General features: G+C 62.0%; 14 protein-coding genes. 4 read left to right on the top strand and 10 right to left on the bottom strand.

The window, feature by feature from the left end; translation table 11 throughout:
* Window positions 1-34: 34 nt before the first annotated feature.
* From FQV27_RS15505 to FQV27_RS15475, 7 genes are all read right to left on the bottom strand, one after another.
* On the bottom strand, window positions 35-871 hold the full coding sequence (locus FQV27_RS15505; protein WP_147100263.1) for an ABC transporter ATP-binding protein: 837 nt from the start codon (window positions 869-871) through the stop codon (window positions 35-37).
* A gap of 96 nt (window positions 872-967) precedes the next feature.
* Window positions 968-2,251: an ABC transporter substrate-binding protein gene (locus FQV27_RS15500; RefSeq protein ID WP_147100261.1), complete on the bottom strand. Its 1,284-nt coding sequence runs from the start codon at window positions 2,249-2,251 to the stop codon at window positions 968-970.
* Between the two features lie 52 nt (window positions 2,252-2,303).
* Window positions 2,304-3,380 carry a branched-chain amino acid ABC transporter permease gene (locus tag FQV27_RS15495; protein WP_147100259.1) on the bottom strand — a complete coding sequence of 359 codons (1,077 nt, stop codon included), beginning with the start codon at window positions 3,378-3,380 and terminating at the stop codon, window positions 2,304-2,306.
* A complete protein-coding gene (locus FQV27_RS15490) occupies window positions 3,380-3,751 on the bottom strand; it encodes a VOC family protein (protein ID WP_147100257.1) in 372 nt (123 codons plus the stop codon). Before FQV27_RS15490 ends, FQV27_RS15495 begins: the two co-directional genes overlap by 1 nt.
* 2 nt (window positions 3,752-3,753) lie before the next feature.
* On the bottom strand, window positions 3,754-4,764 hold the full coding sequence (locus FQV27_RS15485; protein WP_147100255.1) for a branched-chain amino acid ABC transporter permease: 1,011 nt from the start codon (window positions 4,762-4,764) through the stop codon (window positions 3,754-3,756).
* A gap of 24 nt (window positions 4,765-4,788) precedes the next feature.
* On the bottom strand, window positions 4,789-5,610 hold the full coding sequence (locus FQV27_RS15480) for an ABC transporter ATP-binding protein (RefSeq protein WP_147100362.1): 822 nt from the start codon (window positions 5,608-5,610) through the stop codon (window positions 4,789-4,791).
* Between the two features lie 11 nt (window positions 5,611-5,621).
* Window positions 5,622-7,598 (bottom strand): long-chain fatty acid--CoA ligase, encoded by a 1,977-nt coding sequence (locus FQV27_RS15475; protein ID WP_147100253.1) that lies wholly within the window; start codon window positions 7,596-7,598, stop codon window positions 5,622-5,624.
* Window positions 7,599-7,787: 189 nt separating this feature from the next.
* Between FQV27_RS15475 and FQV27_RS15470 the strand changes: the two genes are divergently transcribed.
* The 4 genes from FQV27_RS15470 (at window position 7,788) to kduD (ending at window position 12,047) form a co-directional block, all read left to right on the top strand.
* A complete protein-coding gene (locus tag FQV27_RS15470) occupies window positions 7,788-9,671 on the top strand; it encodes a hybrid sensor histidine kinase/response regulator (protein WP_147100251.1) in 1,884 nt (627 codons plus the stop codon).
* Entirely contained in the window at window positions 9,664-10,374 is a 711-nt protein-coding gene (locus FQV27_RS15465; RefSeq protein ID WP_147100249.1) for a response regulator transcription factor, read from the top strand. Before FQV27_RS15470 ends, FQV27_RS15465 begins: the two co-directional genes overlap by 8 nt.
* 105 nt (window positions 10,375-10,479) lie before the next feature.
* Window positions 10,480-11,304 carry a 5-dehydro-4-deoxy-D-glucuronate isomerase gene (gene kduI, locus FQV27_RS15460; RefSeq protein ID WP_147100246.1) on the top strand — a complete coding sequence of 275 codons (825 nt, stop codon included), beginning with the start codon at window positions 10,480-10,482 and terminating at the stop codon, window positions 11,302-11,304.
* A complete protein-coding gene (gene kduD / locus FQV27_RS15455; RefSeq protein WP_147100244.1) occupies window positions 11,304-12,047 on the top strand; it encodes a 2-dehydro-3-deoxy-D-gluconate 5-dehydrogenase KduD in 744 nt (247 codons plus the stop codon). The genes kduI and kduD overlap by 1 nt, the downstream gene beginning before the upstream one ends.
* Before the next feature lie 13 nt (window positions 12,048-12,060).
* Here kduD and FQV27_RS15450 read toward each other — a convergent pair whose 3' ends face one another.
* The 3 genes from FQV27_RS15450 to FQV27_RS15440 form a co-directional block, all read right to left on the bottom strand.
* Window positions 12,061-12,906 carry a shikimate dehydrogenase family protein gene (locus FQV27_RS15450; RefSeq protein WP_147100241.1) on the bottom strand — a complete coding sequence of 282 codons (846 nt, stop codon included), beginning with the start codon at window positions 12,904-12,906 and terminating at the stop codon, window positions 12,061-12,063.
* Between the two features lie 155 nt (window positions 12,907-13,061).
* The gene (locus FQV27_RS15445; protein WP_377768743.1) at window positions 13,062-14,558 is read right to left on the bottom strand and encodes a tripartite tricarboxylate transporter permease; all 1,497 of its coding nucleotides are present in this window, start codon (window positions 14,556-14,558) and stop codon (window positions 13,062-13,064) included.
* A gap of 11 nt (window positions 14,559-14,569) precedes the next feature.
* Window positions 14,570-15,154, bottom strand: coding sequence for a tripartite tricarboxylate transporter TctB family protein (locus FQV27_RS15440; protein WP_147100236.1), 585 nt, complete (start codon window positions 15,152-15,154; stop codon window positions 14,570-14,572).
* Window positions 15,155-15,227: the final 73 nt, after the last annotated feature.

Genomic DNA, 15,227 nt, shown 5'->3' with positions numbered 1-15,227 from the left:
TGATGTCCCGCACGGGTAGCACTTGCATGACCTCTTATGAAAGCCAGCGTTTGCGGCGGCGGTAACTGCGCACATCGCGGAAGCTTTTGCGGCCTTCCTCGGACATGCCGAGGTAGAATTCCTTCACATCCGGGTTTTCGCGCAGCTCCTGTGCCGTGCCGTCCATCACGACGCGCCCGTTTTCAAGGATATAGCCGTAATGCGCGAAACGCAGCGCGACATTGGTGTTCTGTTCGGCCAGAAGAAAGGTCACGCCCTCGCCTTCATTCACGGCCTTCACGATCTCGAAGATCTGCTCGACCAGCTGCGGGGCCAGGCCCATCGACGGCTCGTCAAGCAGGATCGTTTCGGGGCGGCTCATCAGGGCGCGACCCATCGCGACCATCTGTTGCTCTCCGCCCGAGGTATAGCCCGCCTGCGAGCGGCGGCGCTCCTTCAGGCGCGGGAAATAGTCATAGACCATATCGAGATCGGCCTTGATCGCTGCCGCGCCATCCGTGCGCGTATAGGCCCCGGTCAGCAGGTTTTCTTCGACAGTAAGATGTTCGAAGCAGTGCCGGCCTTCCATCACCTGGATGACACCTTTCTTGACCAGCGAGGCCGGGTTCAGCGAGGCGACGCGTTCGCCGCGATAGACGATACTGCCCTTCGTGACCTCGCCCCGTTCCGAAGCGAGCAGGTTTGAGATCGCCTTCAGCGTCGTCGTCTTGCCAGCGCCATTCCCGCCGAGAAGCGCGGTAATGCTTCCCTTCGGCACCGAAAGGCTGACACCCTTCAGCACCAGAATGACGTGGTTATAGATCACCTCGATATTGTTGACCTCCAGCAATGCCTCGGTCTGAGAGGTGGATGCGGCAGCGGTATCGAGCATGGCTGTTCCTTGCGCTTCAGGCGTCGGCGGCGCGGGGTTGCGCCGCCGACGATGTTTGGGCCGGCGCAGCGGGATGCCGCGCCGGCAAGGCGGGGGTCAGTTACAGCTGCGTTCTGTGACGCCCGCCTCTTGCGCGTACGCGGCCGAATCCTCTGCGATCAGGGGGTCAAGCACTTCGGCATCAGGCTCCATGAACTCGGTGATGAGGTTCCATTTCTTTTCCGCCGCGTCCCATTGCTGGATGCGGGCCATGCCGCTGCCGCCGTGGTTATCGCAGCTCAGCTTGATTTCCGGGCCAAAGTCGGGAAGGCCGATCTCGGCCAGCCGTTCCGGGGTGATGTCGAGCTGCTCGAACCCGTCACGAAGCTGTTCGGGCGTGATCGCGGATGTCCCGGCCAGCTCCTGCGCCTTCCTGATCGCCTCGGCGATGACCACCGCAGCATACATGCCACGCGAATAGACGGCAGACCCGACATGCTCGCCGCCCTGGCTGGCCTTGCCGGTGTCGATCACATGGGTCTTGAGATCGTCATAGATCGGATAATCCATGCCGACACCGTTGAAGGTCAGCGCCTTATAGCCATTGGCACCTTCCCCCGCCGGCATGACGTCGAGTTCCGAGCCGGCCCACCAGATGCCGATGAAATTCTCCATCGGGAAGCGGATATTGGCGGCTTCCTGAATAGCCACCTGGTTCATGACACCCCAGCCCCACATCAGCACATAGTCGGGCTTGTCGCGGCGGATCTGAAGCCATTGCGACTTCTGTTCCTGCCCCGGTGCTTCGACCGGGATCTCGGTCAGGGTGAAGCCGTGCTTCTTGGCCAGCTCCTGCAGGGTGCGGATCGGCTCCTTGCCGTAGGCAGAGTTGTGATAGACAAGCGCGATCTTCTTGCCGTTCAGATCGCCGCCGTTTTCATCCAGCAGATACTTGATCGCGACGGACGCGCCGTCCCAATAGTTCGCGGGCGCATTGAACACCCATTCGAACACCTTGCCGTTCTTCGCGGAGGTGCGGCCATAGCCGGGCGTGTACAGCACCTTCTTGTCGACGCCCACTTTCGGGATCAGCTGATAGGTGATGCCGGTCGACAGCGGGTTGAAGACAAGCGCGCCGTCTTTCGTCGCCTCATAGCATTCGACGCCCTTCTCGGTGTTATAGGCCGTCTCGCATTCCGGCACGCTGATCGTTTCGCCGCCAATGCCGCCATCGCGTTCGTTCAGCAGCGTGAAATAGTCGTTGAACCCGTCGGCATATTGGGTGCCGTTCGCGCCATAGGGGCCAGTCCGGTAAGACAGGTTCGGCACGATCAGTTCGGCCATGGCAGGGGCTGCGGTCATCAGGGCCGCCGCCACCAGACTTGCAAATTTCAGTTTCATTCTTGGTCTCCTCCCAAGGGTTTTCTTGCCGGATTGCCCGGTTCTGGTTGCGTTAGTGCGGGAACGGCCACAGCCGCAATTTCTCCTTCACAAGCTGCCAAAGCCGGGCGAGGCCGTGCGGCTCGACAATCAGGAAGAAGATGATAAGCGCGCCCACGATCATCAGCTCGATATGGGCGGCAAGATCGGTCGGCCAGCCCAGAACGCCGACCAGAACGTTTTTCAGTAGCACCGGCAGCAGCACCAGGAACGCGGCACCCGCGAAGCTTCCGAAGATCGAGCCAAGGCCCCCGATGATGACCATGAACAGCACGAGGAAAGACTTGTTGATCCCGAAGGCTTCGGTCACTTCCGCCGCCCCGAGATACACGGCGAACAGAAGCGCACCCGCGATTCCCACGAAGAACGAACTGACGCCGAACGCCGTCATCTTCGCGCTGAGAGGGTTCACCCCGATGATCTCGGCCGCGATGTCCATGTCCCGGATCGCCATCCATTTGCGTCCGATCATGCCACGCGTCAGGTTGCGCGCGACCCACGCCGCGAAGATCACGAACCCCAGACAGATCAGGTATTTCGCCGACGGGCTGGCAGCCGGACCCGTCACCGCCCAGCCAAGCACCGTGCGTTCCGGCGCGTTGATCTGGCCAGAGGCTGAATAGTTGTAAAACCACGGCACCTTGTTGAACAGCCAGACAAGGAAGAACTGCGCGGCCAGCGTCGCCACAGCCAGATAGAAGCCCTTGATGCGAAGGCTTGGCAGACCGAAGGCGATCCCGACAAGCGCGGTGATGCCGCCTGCGAGCAGGATGTGGATGACGACGCTGACCTCCGGGAAGGCCGTCATCAACTTATAGACCGCATAGGCGCCGACCGCCATGAAGCCGCCGGTCCCAAGGCTGACCTGACCGGCATACCCGACAAGGATGTTCAGCCCGATCGAGGCGATCGCATAGATAAGGAAGGGCAGAAGCACCGCGCTTGCCCAGTAATCGTTGATGACGAACGGGACAATCAGCACCGCCACGAACAGGATGGCATAATAGCCCAGCCGATCCAGCGTGATCGGGAATGTCTGCCCGTCGTCGCGATAGGTGGTCTTGAAATCGCCTGCCTCGCGGTAAAGCATCAGCCCACCTCTTTCGCGTTCGTGTCAAATGCCGGGCCCTGCGGGTCGACCACGCAGAAGCGGTGGCCGGTCGGCGCTTCCATCACGATCCAGCGCTTGATCCGCTCGACCACCTTCGCGCCGCAGGCTTCCAGTCGCACGACCTCTGCCTCTTTGTCATCGGATTCGATGTCGAGATGCACACGCGGGTCATGACCGACCGCCTGAACCAGCACCTTCAGCTGACCCTGATCCGTGATCTCGGCGTATTTCCCCTGGTCATCCACCTCGACCTGGCCGTTAAGGGCTTCGCCCCAGAAGCGCGCAGCATCTGCGACGTCTTCCGTGCGGCAATCAATGACGAGTGCGCCAAGTCTTGAACGATGTGCCATTCTCAGACCCTTTCGATAATGCGTTCGCCGAACAGACCCTGCGGGCGGAAGACGAGGAACAGAAGCGCGAGGACATAGGCGAACCAGTTCTCGGTCGCGCTGATCGTAAAGCCGAACCAGCTGCCCGCAAGGTCCGGGCTGGACATGATGAATTCGAAAAGCTTCTCGCCCACGCCGATGATAAGACCGCCCACGATGGCGCCGGGGATCGAGGTGAAGCCGCCCAGCATCAGCACCGGCAGCGCCTTCAGCGCGATCAGCGACAGGCTGAACTGCACCCCGGATTTCGTGCCCCACATGATCCCCGCGACCAGCGCGACAAAGCCCGCGATCGACCAGACCATGATCCAGATGAACTGCAGCGAAATGCCGACCGACAGCGCCGCCTGATGATCGTCCGCGACGGCACGCATAGCGCGGCCTTGCTTGGTGTATTGACTGAAGGCGACCAGCGCCGCGACCAGAAGCGCCGCGATGATGGTGGCCCAGATATCCAGCCGATCGATGAAGAATCCGTAGCCGAACCAGTTTGCGGTGGTCTGTTCGACCACGTCGGAAATGCCCTGTGGCAGCCCGACATCCAGCGTCTTGATGTCGGCACCCCACATCACGTCGCCCAGCCCTTCCAGAAAATAGGCAAGACCGATGGTGGCCATGAACAGGATGATCGGCTCTTGCCCGACGAGGTGCTGAAGAACCAGCTTCTCGATCAGGATGGCCAGCACCACCATCACGCCCGCCGTCAGCAGGATCGCGAAGACCGCAGGTATGTTCCAGCCGAAGTTTTCGATATGGGTTCCGAACATCGCATTGATGAGATGCGCGAAGGGCACCTGCCCTTCCATGATCCCCACCAGCGTCAGCGCCGCGAAAAGCGCCAGCACACCCTGCGCATAGTTGAACACGCCCGACGCCTTGTAGATCAGCACGAAACCAAGTGCCACGAGCGAATACATCACCCCGGTCATCAGCCCGTTGATCAGAACCTCGGTCCCGTAAAGAAGCTGGTCCATCAGCGGGCCTCCTTCAGAATGCGATCAGTCATGTGCGACCCCCAGATAGGCGTCGATGACTTCCTGATTGTTGCGCACCTCGTCCGGGGTGCCGTCGCCGATCTTGCGGCCGTAATCCATCACCACGACCCGGTCGGACAGGTCCATGACCACCCCCATGTCGTGTTCGATCAGCACCGTCGTCGTGCCGAATTCGTCATTCACATCGAGAATGAAGCGCGACATGTCCTCTTTCTCTTCGACATTCATGCCGGCCATCGGCTCGTCCAGAAGCAGGATCTGTGGCTCTGCCGCCAGCGCGCGCGCCAGTTCGACGCGCTTCTTCAGGCCATAGGGAAGCCGGCCGACAGGGGTCTTGCGGATATTCTGGATTTCAAGAAAGTCGATGATCTTTTCCACCTGTTCGCGGTTGGCAATCTCTTCGCGTTCCGCCGGACCCCACCACAGGGCCTGGCTTAGAAAGCCGGACTTCGTCTTGTTCAGCCGCCCGGTCATGATGTTGTCGAGAACCGACATCCCGTCGAACAGCGCGATATTCTGGAAGGTCCGCGCGATGCCAAGACGCGCGACCTGATAGGGGCGCATCGGTCCGCGGCGATAGCCCTTGAACCAGACCTCGCCTTCCTGCGGGACATAGAAGCCCGAGATCACGTTCAGCATGGACGATTTGCCGGCACCGTTCGGCCCGATGATCGCCCGGATCTCGCCCTGACGTATGTCGAAGCTGATATCCTTGATCGCGACGACGCCGCCAAAGCGCAGGGTGATATTCTTCAGGTCCATGACGACCGGGCCGATCTGGCGACCGTCGGCGGTCACATAACCCTCGGCGGGTGCGTCAAGCAGCATTGTATCGCTCATTCCGCCGCCACCTTCTGTTCGTCGCCCGGCACCACTTCCGCATTCTCCAGCTTCAGCGTTGCCTTGATCTTGCCCTTCCGGCCATCCTCATAGGTGACTTCGGTTTCGGTATAGACCGTGTCAGACCCGTCATAGAGCGCTGTCACAAGGTCCGAGAACTTTTCGGCGATGACTGCGCGGCGAACCTTGCGGGTGCGCGTCAGTTCACCATCATCAGCGTCGAGTTCCTTGTGCAGCACAAGGAAACGGTGAATCTGACAGCCCGACAGCATCGGGTCTTCGGCGACCGATCTGTTGACCTCTTCAACATGAGATCTGATCGCGGCATAGACGTGCGGATGACCCGCCAGTTCCTGGTAGCTTGCATAGGCAATGTTGTTCCGCTCGGCCCAGTTGCCGACCGCCGACAGGTCGATATTGATCATTGCCGTGCAATAATCGCGACCATTGCCCAGCACGACCGCCTCCAGGATGTTGGGATAGAACTTCAGCTTGTTCTCGACGAATTTGGGCGCGAACATCGTGCCGTCGGCCATCTTGCCCACGTCCTTTGCACGATCAATGATGCGCAGTTGTCCGGTTTCCTGATCGAAGAAACCCGCATCACCCGTCGCCACCCAGCCTTCCGGGTCCTTGGTCGAGGCCGTGCTTTCCGGGTTCTGATAATATTCGACGAAGGTGCCGGGGCTGCGGTAAAACACCTCTCCGGTATCGCCGATCTTCAGTTCGACGCCCGGCGACGGCACGCCGACCGTATCGGAACGCACGCCACCATCCGGCTGCTGGGTGATAAAGACCGACGCTTCGGTCTGCCCGTAAAGCTGTTTCAGATTGATGCCGAGGCTGCGGTAGAAATCAAAGATCTCCGGCCCGATCGCTTCACCGGCGGTATAGCCCACGCGGATACGGCTGTAGCCCAGCGTGTTTTTCAGCGGGCCATAGATGAACAGCTTGCCCAGCCCATAGGCCAGACGCCCGCCAAGCCCGACCGGCTTGCGATCCAGAAGCGACGGACCGACGCGGTTGGCGACCTTCATGTAATGCCTGAACAGCCAGCGCTTGAAGCGGCCGGCATCTTCCATGCGGATCATGACATTGGTCAGCTGGCCCTCGAAAACGCGCGGCGGTGCGAAGAAATAGGTGGGCCCGATCTCTCGCAGGTCGGTCATCATGGTGGCCGCACTTTCGGGGCAGTTCACCGTGAACCCGGTCCATGTCGCCTGCCCCATCGAGAAGATGAAATCGCCGACCCATGCCATCGGCAGATAGGCAAGCACCTCGTCGCGATAGGTCAACTTGTCGAATTCGCTGGTGTTCCTGGCAGTTTCTATAATGTTGCGGTTCGACAGCACCACGCCCTTCGGCTTGCCCGTCGTGCCCGAGGTATACAGCATCACACAGGTGCTGTCGTAATCCAGCGCCGCGATGCGGGCATCCAGTTCCGCGCTGAGCCGTTGCGCGGCGGCGCGGCCTTCGGATTGCACATCCTCCAGCGCGTTCATGCGGGAATGGTCGTATTTCCGCATGCCGCGCTTGTCGGTGTAAATGATCTGTTCGACGCCTGGTGCGTGTTCCTGCACCTCCAGCACCTTGTCGACCTGTTCCTGATCGCCGCAGATGACGAAGCGCGCGCCGCAATGGCCCAGGACATAGGACATTTCTTCCGCGACAGCGTCCTGATACAGCGGCACGGGCACCGCCCCGCACATCTGGGCTGCGATCATGGCCCAGTAATGTGCAGGGCGGTTGCGCCCGATAACCGCGACATGGTCGCCCGGCGCAAGGCCGAGATTCAGCATGCCAAGCGCAAGCGCCCGGATTTCCTTTTCGGCTTCGGCCCAGCTCCAGCTTTGCCAGATACCGAATTCTTTTTCCCGGTAAGCGGGCCGGCCGCCAAGGCGTTCGGCATTGCGCGCCAGAAGCGCCGGTATGGATTGCAGACCCGCATCCGCGGGTTCAGCTTGCTGCGCCATGTCTCCTCCCTTATCGGACCCGGTTGGCGGCGGATCGTCAGTGCCGAATGCGATTTCTCCCCGATCACGTTCCGGCCCGTAAAGGTTTGCCGGGGACTCTTGCGGCAGTTTGTCAGGAATCTAACGAATTCTTACAGGCTTTGCGATGCGCGATCGCGGTGCTAACCAACCGTCGGGGGAGATGACGAAATGCAGGAAATTACGACCGATTCCCGCGCGGCGCTCATGCAGTCCGGCCTGAACCTGATCGGACAGGCGCTGTCGATCTTCGATGCCGATCTGCGGCTTTGCGTGGTAAATCGCCAGTATCAGACCATGTTCGATCTGCCTGACAACCTGATCCGGCCTGGCACTTATTTCGAAGACACGATCCGCTATCTTGTGTTGCGCGGCGAATATGGCCCGCAGGACGACCCGGATGAGGCCGTGCGCATCCGGGTCGAGCAGGCCCGCGCCTTCCAGCCGCATTACATGGAACGGGAACGCGCGGATGGCCGCTGGGTCGCGGTTGAAGGTGCGCCGCTTTCGCAGGGCGGCTGGGTCGCGGTCTATACCGACATCACCGAAACCAAGCAGCAGGAAGCGCTTCTGCGCGCCCGGTCCGAAGAACTTTCCGGGCAGGTGCTGCAGAATGCCGAACGGCTGGCTGCCGCGAACCGCGAACTTGCCGCGACGATCACGGCGCTTCAGGAGGCGAAGCGCGTTGTGACAGAAACGCAGGCGCGAACGCGGCAGGTCACGGAAATGGTGCCTGCCCATATCGCCCATCTCGACCGCGCGCGGCGATATGTCTTTTCCAATCGGCAATTGCCGAAAGTATTTCCCGGCACGCGCGCCGACATCCTTGGCCTGACCGCCGAACAGGCGCTCGGCCCCGAAACCTATGCCGTGATCGGGCCGCATCTTGATCTCGCCTATGCGGGGCGCAGCCAGGTCTGCGAGATTACGCATCCCGAATCCGGTCGCCGCATCCGCAGCGCGCTGACGCCGGATCGCAACGGAAACGGGGTGTTCGTTCTGTCAACGGATGTCACCGCCGAGGTCGAGGTGCGCGAGGCGCTGACGCATGCCTCTCGCCGGGAGCTGGCGGCGAAGATCACCTCAGGACTGGCGCATGATTTCGGCAACCTGCTGACCGTCATTCTCGGGCTGCAGGACCGTCTGTCACGCAGCCAACTGCCCGAGGATGCGCTTCGCGATGTGGCCGGGACGCTGGCCGCGGCGCGTCGCGGGGTGGAATTGCTGGATCGGATCGGACAGATCGCAGCGCCGCGTGGCAACGACCGCCAGCCCGTGCGGCTGGAGGTTCTGCTGCGCGACCTGACCGCGATGGCGCGCCCGACGCTTGGCGACAATATCACGCTGTCGCTCGACATGGACCTGCCCGACACGCTTCTGATGCTCGACCCCGGCCATATTCAGGATTCGCTTCTGAACCTGATCCTGAATGCGCGCGACGCCATGGGGCCTGCAGGCGGCACGATTACGGTCGTTGCGCGCGCGGCAGAGCCGTGGCTGCATATCGAGGTGACGGATACAGGCCCCGGCTTCACGCCCGAGGCCATGAAGCGCGGGACAGAGCCATTCTTTTCGACGAAGCAAGGACAGGGTTCGGGACTGGGGCTGGCCATGGTCTTCGATCAGGCGCGGCTTGCGGGCGGCACGCTGCATCTGTCGAACAGGCCTGACGGTCCCGGTGCGCGGCTGCGTCTGCGCCTGCCGCTGCGCCCTGTCCATCCGCAGATGATCCTGCTGGCCGAAGACAACGACAATCTGCGCGAAGTCCTGCGCAGGATGCTGACCGGGCTTGGTCATTCGGTGATCGAGGCAGGATCGTTGGACGAGGCAAAGCGTCTGGCGGATCTGCCCGGCCTGACGCTGATCCTGTCGGACATGCAGCTTGGCGACGGGCTGGGCAGCGCGCTTGCGCGGGCTGACGGGCCGCCGCTTATCCTGATGACCGCGCTGCCCCCAGGCGACCCCCTGCGCGCCGGTGCGCCGGGACCGATCCTGACCAAACCGTTTTCTGCCGCCGATCTGGCGGACATCCTGACGCAGGTGCTTGATGACTGATAAACCGCTGATCGCGATCCTTGAAGACGAGCCGGGCATCCGACGCATCATGTCCGAAACCCTGGAGGCTGCGGGCTTCCGGACCCAGTGCTTCGCGCGCGCCACCGAATTCGAGGCCGCGCTGCGTCATATCACCCCCGATGCCTGCCTTGTCGATCTTGGGCTGCCGGACCGTGACGGGCTGGCTCTGGTCCATCGGCTCGCGACGGAATCGGGGGCTGCGATCATCATCGTCTCGGGGCGCACGCAGGTGCAGGATCGCGTCACCGGGCTGGAGCTTGGGGCAGACGATTACATCATCAAGCCGTTTGAACCGGCAGAGCTGATTGCCCGCCTGCGTGCCCGCCTGCGCCGCCCGCCCGCACAGACACGCGCCGATCAGCGCAATCGCGCCTCATTTGCCGGATGGACGGCGGATTTCGACCAATATGCGCTGATCTCTCCGGACGGGGCGGAAACGCCGATGAGCCATGCCGAAGCCGAGGTGCTGCGTATGTTTCTCGACAACCCGCGGCGGCTCATCTCTCGGGCGCAGATGCTGGAAATTCTTGGCGGCGCAGGCGGGGAAAGCTTTGACCGCGCGATGGATGTGCGCATTTCCCGGCTGCGCAGCAAGCTGGGCGAAGACCCGAAAAACCCGCAACTTATCAAGACCATCTATGGCGCTGGATATATTTTTCTGGCCGAAATCGGGTGGAGCTGACGCGCGCCGTTTGCCACGCGCATGATCGTCACCTACTGTCCCGCCAAAGCCATGCCGCCGCGAAAGGTGGCCGTCGCGCTGCAGCGCAGTCCAGAAGGAGTTTGCATGCTTACCGTTGAAACCCGCCAGGCCGTTCACCCCGAACATGCCAAGTCGATGGATACCGCCGCCCTGCGCAAGAATTTTCTGGCGCAGAACCTGTTCGCGGATGGCGAGATCCGGCTGATCTACACCCATTACGACCGCTTCGTCATGGGCGGCGCAGTGCCTGCGGGCGGCAGCCTGACGCTGGACAAGGTTGACGAGACGAAGACGCCCAGCTTCCTTGACCGGCGCGAAATGGGCATCGTCAATATCGGCGATGCCGGCACGGTCGAGGCGGGTGGCGAGACCTATGCCATGAATCGCGGCGATGTGCTGTATCTGGGCAAAGGAACGGGTGCGGTCACATTTGGCGGTCAGGGGCGGTTTTACATCACCTCCTGCCCTGCGCATCACACCTATCCGTCGCGGCTGGTTACACTGGCTGACTGTGTCGAGGTGAAGATGGGTGCCGCCGAAACATCGAACAAGCGGACGATCAAGCAGTTCATCCACCCGCAGGTGATGGAAAGCTGCCAGTTGATCCTCGGCTATACCTCGCTGGAGGACGGCTCGGTCTGGAACACCGTCCCGAGCCATATCCACGACCGGCGGATGGAAGCGTATCTGTATTGGGGCATGGATGACGATGCCCGCGTTCTGCACCTGATGGGCCAGCCGCAGGAATCGCGCCACCTGTTCATCGGGAACGAACAGGGCGCGATCTCGCCCCCCTGGTCTATCCATTCGGGCGCGGGGATCGGCGAATATACCTTCATCTGGGCCATGGCGGGCGACAATGTCGATTACACCGATATGGAGTTCATTCAGCCGAAGGACATGCGCTGATGTCGGGTCTGTTTTCGCTGGAAGGACAGCGCGCGCTGGTAACTGGCGCAAATACCGGGATCGGGCAGGCAATTGCAGTCGCCCTTGCTGCGCAGGGCGCGCGTGTCACCTGCGCCGGGCGGCGCTCGTCATCCGAGACCATCGCCGCGATCACCGATGCGGGCGGGCAGGCGGAAGATCTGCTGATCGACTTTGCCGATCCGCTGGCCGCGAAGGGCGTGTTTGCCGATGCCGGCTATACGCTGCTGGTCAATAACGCGGGCATCATCCGGCGCGAGGATGCCGTCAGCCATTCCGAAGCCGACTGGGATGCAGTGATCGACACGAACCTGAAGGCCGTGTTCTTCACCTGTCAGGCCTTCGGCAAGGAACTGATCGCGCGGGGTCGCGAAGGTGCGATCGTCAACATCGCCTCGCTTCTGTCCTTTCAGGGCGGCATCCGCGTCCCCGGCTATACCGCAAGCAAGCACGGCGTGGCGGGCATCACCAAGCTGCTGGCCAATGAATGGGCGCCGCATGGCATCACCGTGAACGCCATCGCGCCCGGTTATATCGCCACCAACAACACCGAGGCGCTGCGCGACGATCCCGAGCGTTCGCGTCAGATTCTCGAACGCATTCCGGCCGGTCGCTGGGGCAACCCGGAAGATATCGGCGGCACAGCAGCTTTCCTGTGTTCGCCTGCCGCGCGCTACATCACCGGCGCGGTGCTGAATGTGGATGGTGGGTGGCTGGCACGCTGAGGACGCGCTTGTCTCATGCCGCCTCGGCGGCGTTGAGCAGGTCAGCGCGCAGCCGCGCCTCGTCCAGCGGCATCCCCGCGAAGTGACCCCATGCGTGGACGCCCTGATAGAAAAACAGCTCCTCGCCCGAGATCACCTGCAATCCCGCCGCCGTCGCGTCCGACAGAAACTGCGTCATCGGCGGGGTATAGACGGCATCGAACGCCCATTTCGCGCCCTCAATCGCGCTTGCAGGCAGCGGCGTGCCCGCGTGCCCGACCATCCCGAGCGGGGTGCCGTTCAGCAGACCCGCCGCGCCCTCTGCAGCCGCAACCGGATCGGTCGAGACGCAGACGGGGGGTGCATCGCGGACCGCCTGAAGGTCGGCCGCAAGGGCTTCTGCCTTCGCGCCGTCGCGGTCAACCAACCGGATCTCGCTTGCGCCAAGCGCCAGAAGCCCGAATGCCAGCGCCCGACCAACCCCACCCGTGCCGATCAGGCACGAGACACCCGGCGCGACATCGCCCCTCAGATTACGATAAGCGGCAATGAAGCCGCTGTAATCGGTGTTCAGCCCCTTCGGACCGCCTTTGTCGAACAGCACGGTGTTGACGGCACCGATGGCGCGCACCAGCGGGTCGTCCATAGACACCTTCTTGGCCGCCAGTTCCTTATAGGGATAGGTGACATTCACGCCCCGATATCCCGATGCAGCGGCGGTTTCGAAAACGCTGTCGAAGTCCTTGCCCAGATCCCTGGGAATCAGCCGGTCATAGGTGACCTCGACACCGTTCTGTTCCCCTGCCAGCCGGTGCAGTAGCGGCGAGCGGGATCGCAGGATATTGTCGCCGATCAGGCCAAGATGCAGCGCCTGCGTCATATGGTCGTCCTTTCTGCCTTGCGAGGCATGAATTCGCTCGCAACCGCTTCGACGACTGCCATGTTTGACTGCCGAGGCGCATTGCGAAGTCGCGTCGATATGCCGAAGGCCGATCAGGCCGGCCCCGGCAACTGCAATGCGAACGCGGTCCGGCATCAGGCCGCCCGACGCCCGAACACGCGGCCCTTGAACCAGGCCCAGGCCGGTGTCTGGCTGACGAAGATGAAGATCACCGCCAGGAACAGCACCAGCGAAAGCGGGCTGGTGAAGATGCCCATGAAGAAAGCGCCCAGATCCTCGCGTTCGGAAATGATCGCGCGCCTCCAGTTATCATCCAGCAAACGCGACAGGATCACGCCCAGAATGACCGGTCCCAAGGGATAGCCGTAATGGCGCATGAAATAGCCGAACAGGCCGAAGGCCAGCATCCAATAGACATCGGTGATCGAGTTGTTGACCGCATAGGCACCGACAATGGACAGCAGCATGATCATCGGGATCAGCACGCTGCGCGGCATTTCCACGATCTTGGTGAACAGCCGGATGCCGGTCAGCCCGAACAGCAGCATGAAGAAGTTGGCCGTCACCAGCGCGCCAACGATGAACCAGAACATGTTCGGCTGTTCGACCATCAGCATCGGACCGGGGTTCAGCCCGTGGATGAACAGCGCGCCGATCATGATCGCCGTCACCGCATCACCCGGAATGCCAAGCGTCATCATCGGGATGAAGGCCCCGCCCACAGCCGCGTTATTCGCGGTTTCGGGCGCGACCAGCCCTTCGATCGCCCCATCACCGAACGGGCGTTCAGGATTCTTTGTCACCCGCTTGGCATGGTCATAGGCCATCAGCGCCGCAATATCGCCGCCCGTGCCCGGCAGCGCGCCAATGACAACGCCGATGGTCGATGTCTGCAGGCTGAGCGGCAGATGCTTCTTCACGGTCGCCCAGGACGGCACGATCCGGTCGATTTTCTGGCGCACGGCTTCCTTGTCGACATGGTGCAGCTGCGCCAGCGCCTCGGACACGCCGAACATGCCGATCATCACGGCGATGAAGGAAATGCCGCTTTGCATGATGGTCAGATCGAATGTGAAACGCTCGGAAAAGGTCAGCGGGTCACGGCCGACCGCGCCAATGGCGATACCCAGCGCACCAGCGAAGATGCCCTTTACCAGACTGCCCTGGCTTAGCGAGCCGACCAGAAGGATGCCCAGCACGGCCAGCAGCATGTAGTCGCGGGGCTGAAAGCTGAGCGCGAAGTCCGACACGAACGGCGCCGCCAGCGCCAACACGGCGATGCCGATGAAACCGCCAAGGAATGACATCACTGTGGTCACACCGATCGCCGTTCCAGCCTCGCCCCGCTGCGCCATCGGATAGCCGTCAAGGGCTGTCGCAATTGCCGACGGCGCGCCGGGAATGTTCAGCAGGATCGCCGTGCGCGACCCGCCATAAACGCCGCCCATATAGATGCCGATCATCAGCGACAGGGCCGGCAGTACGTCCCAGGCAAAGGTGAACGAGATCAGGATCGACACCGCCATGGTCACCGAAAGGCCCGGAATAGCGCCGACATAGACACCCGCAAAGGTGCCCAGACCGACCAGCAGCAGCAGTTGCGGCTGGGTGAAGATGGTCATGAAATCCATGAATGCCTGCATCAGGACGCCCCCCCACCGATCATGTTGCGGAAGAACTGGATGAACTCTGCCTCGGGGACGATGCCGGGCGGCATGAGGACCGTGAACACGATCCGGAAGATCAGCCAGATCACGACAAGGCAGACGACCGAGATCATCAGAACCCAGGCCCAGCTACGCCGCGACAGAAGCTTGATCGAGATCACAAGGAACAGAAGCGAGGTCGGCAGGAAGCCAAGCGGGCGCAGCAGCACCCCATAGCCGATCAGCAGCGCAGCAAAGATCAGCACCACCGGCGGCAGAATATCGCGCGATATCGTCTCGGTCCGGTCAGGCGGAAGCCGCGAAGTCCGAAGCAGGACCAGCGCCGCTGTCACGACCATGACAAAGCTGGTCGCCATCGGAATAGCGCCCGGCGATGACAGCGCTTCGAAACCGGCAATGCCGTAGGCATTCCAGAGCAGCGCGAGACTGCCGATCAGCAGAAACGCCCCGAATGCAAGCTCGCCCGGACGGCGCTGCGTCGGCTCGCCACCCGGCGTCGCGTCGGACGTGCCGTCATGGTGTTCAGGGTCAATAATGGTGTGGGTGTCAGTCTGTGGCATAGGGTCCTCCCTTGCGCGTTCGAAATAGAACAGGCGCAGTGCGTCGCAGAGACAAGGGCTGCCGGGCCATCCT

Source organism: Paracoccus aurantiacus (genome assembly GCF_007993065.1).
Taxonomy (GTDB): Bacteria; Pseudomonadota; Alphaproteobacteria; order Rhodobacterales; family Rhodobacteraceae; genus Paracoccus; species Paracoccus aurantiacus.
The sequence above is the reverse complement of the archived record's forward strand: the minus strand, read 5'-3'. Positions and strand labels throughout refer to the sequence as shown.

Bases quoted from the DNA above. Each gene is read 5' to 3' on its own strand.
- FQV27_RS15505 (WP_147100263.1), bottom strand. From the start codon at position 871: ATGCTCGATACCGCTGCCGCATCCACCTCTCAGACCGAGGCATTGCTG.
- FQV27_RS15500 (WP_147100261.1), bottom strand. From the start codon at position 2,251: ATGAAACTGAAATTTGCAAGTCTGGTGGCGGCGGCCCTGATGACCGCA.
- FQV27_RS15495 (WP_147100259.1), bottom strand. From the start codon at position 3,380: ATGCTTTACCGCGAGGCAGGCGATTTCAAGACCACCTATCGCGACGAC.
- FQV27_RS15490 (WP_147100257.1), bottom strand. From the start codon at position 3,751: ATGGCACATCGTTCAAGACTTGGCGCACTCGTCATTGATTGCCGCACG.
- FQV27_RS15485 (WP_147100255.1), bottom strand. From the start codon at position 4,764: ATGGACCAGCTTCTTTACGGGACCGAGGTTCTGATCAACGGGCTGATG.
- FQV27_RS15475 (WP_147100253.1), bottom strand. From the start codon at position 7,598: ATGGCGCAGCAAGCTGAACCCGCGGATGCGGGTCTGCAATCCATACCG.
- FQV27_RS15470 (WP_147100251.1), top strand. From the start codon at position 7,788: ATGCAGGAAATTACGACCGATTCCCGCGCGGCGCTCATGCAGTCCGGC.
- FQV27_RS15465 (WP_147100249.1), top strand. From the start codon at position 9,664: ATGACTGATAAACCGCTGATCGCGATCCTTGAAGACGAGCCGGGCATC.
- kduI (WP_147100246.1), top strand. From the start codon at position 10,480: ATGCTTACCGTTGAAACCCGCCAGGCCGTTCACCCCGAACATGCCAAG.
- kduD (WP_147100244.1), top strand. From the start codon at position 11,304: ATGTCGGGTCTGTTTTCGCTGGAAGGACAGCGCGCGCTGGTAACTGGC.
- FQV27_RS15450 (WP_147100241.1), bottom strand. From the start codon at position 12,906: ATGACGCAGGCGCTGCATCTTGGCCTGATCGGCGACAATATCCTGCGA.
- FQV27_RS15445 (WP_377768743.1), bottom strand. From the start codon at position 14,558: ATGGATTTCATGACCATCTTCACCCAGCCGCAACTGCTGCTGCTGGTC.
- FQV27_RS15440 (WP_147100236.1), bottom strand. From the start codon at position 15,154: ATGCCACAGACTGACACCCACACCATTATTGACCCTGAACACCATGAC.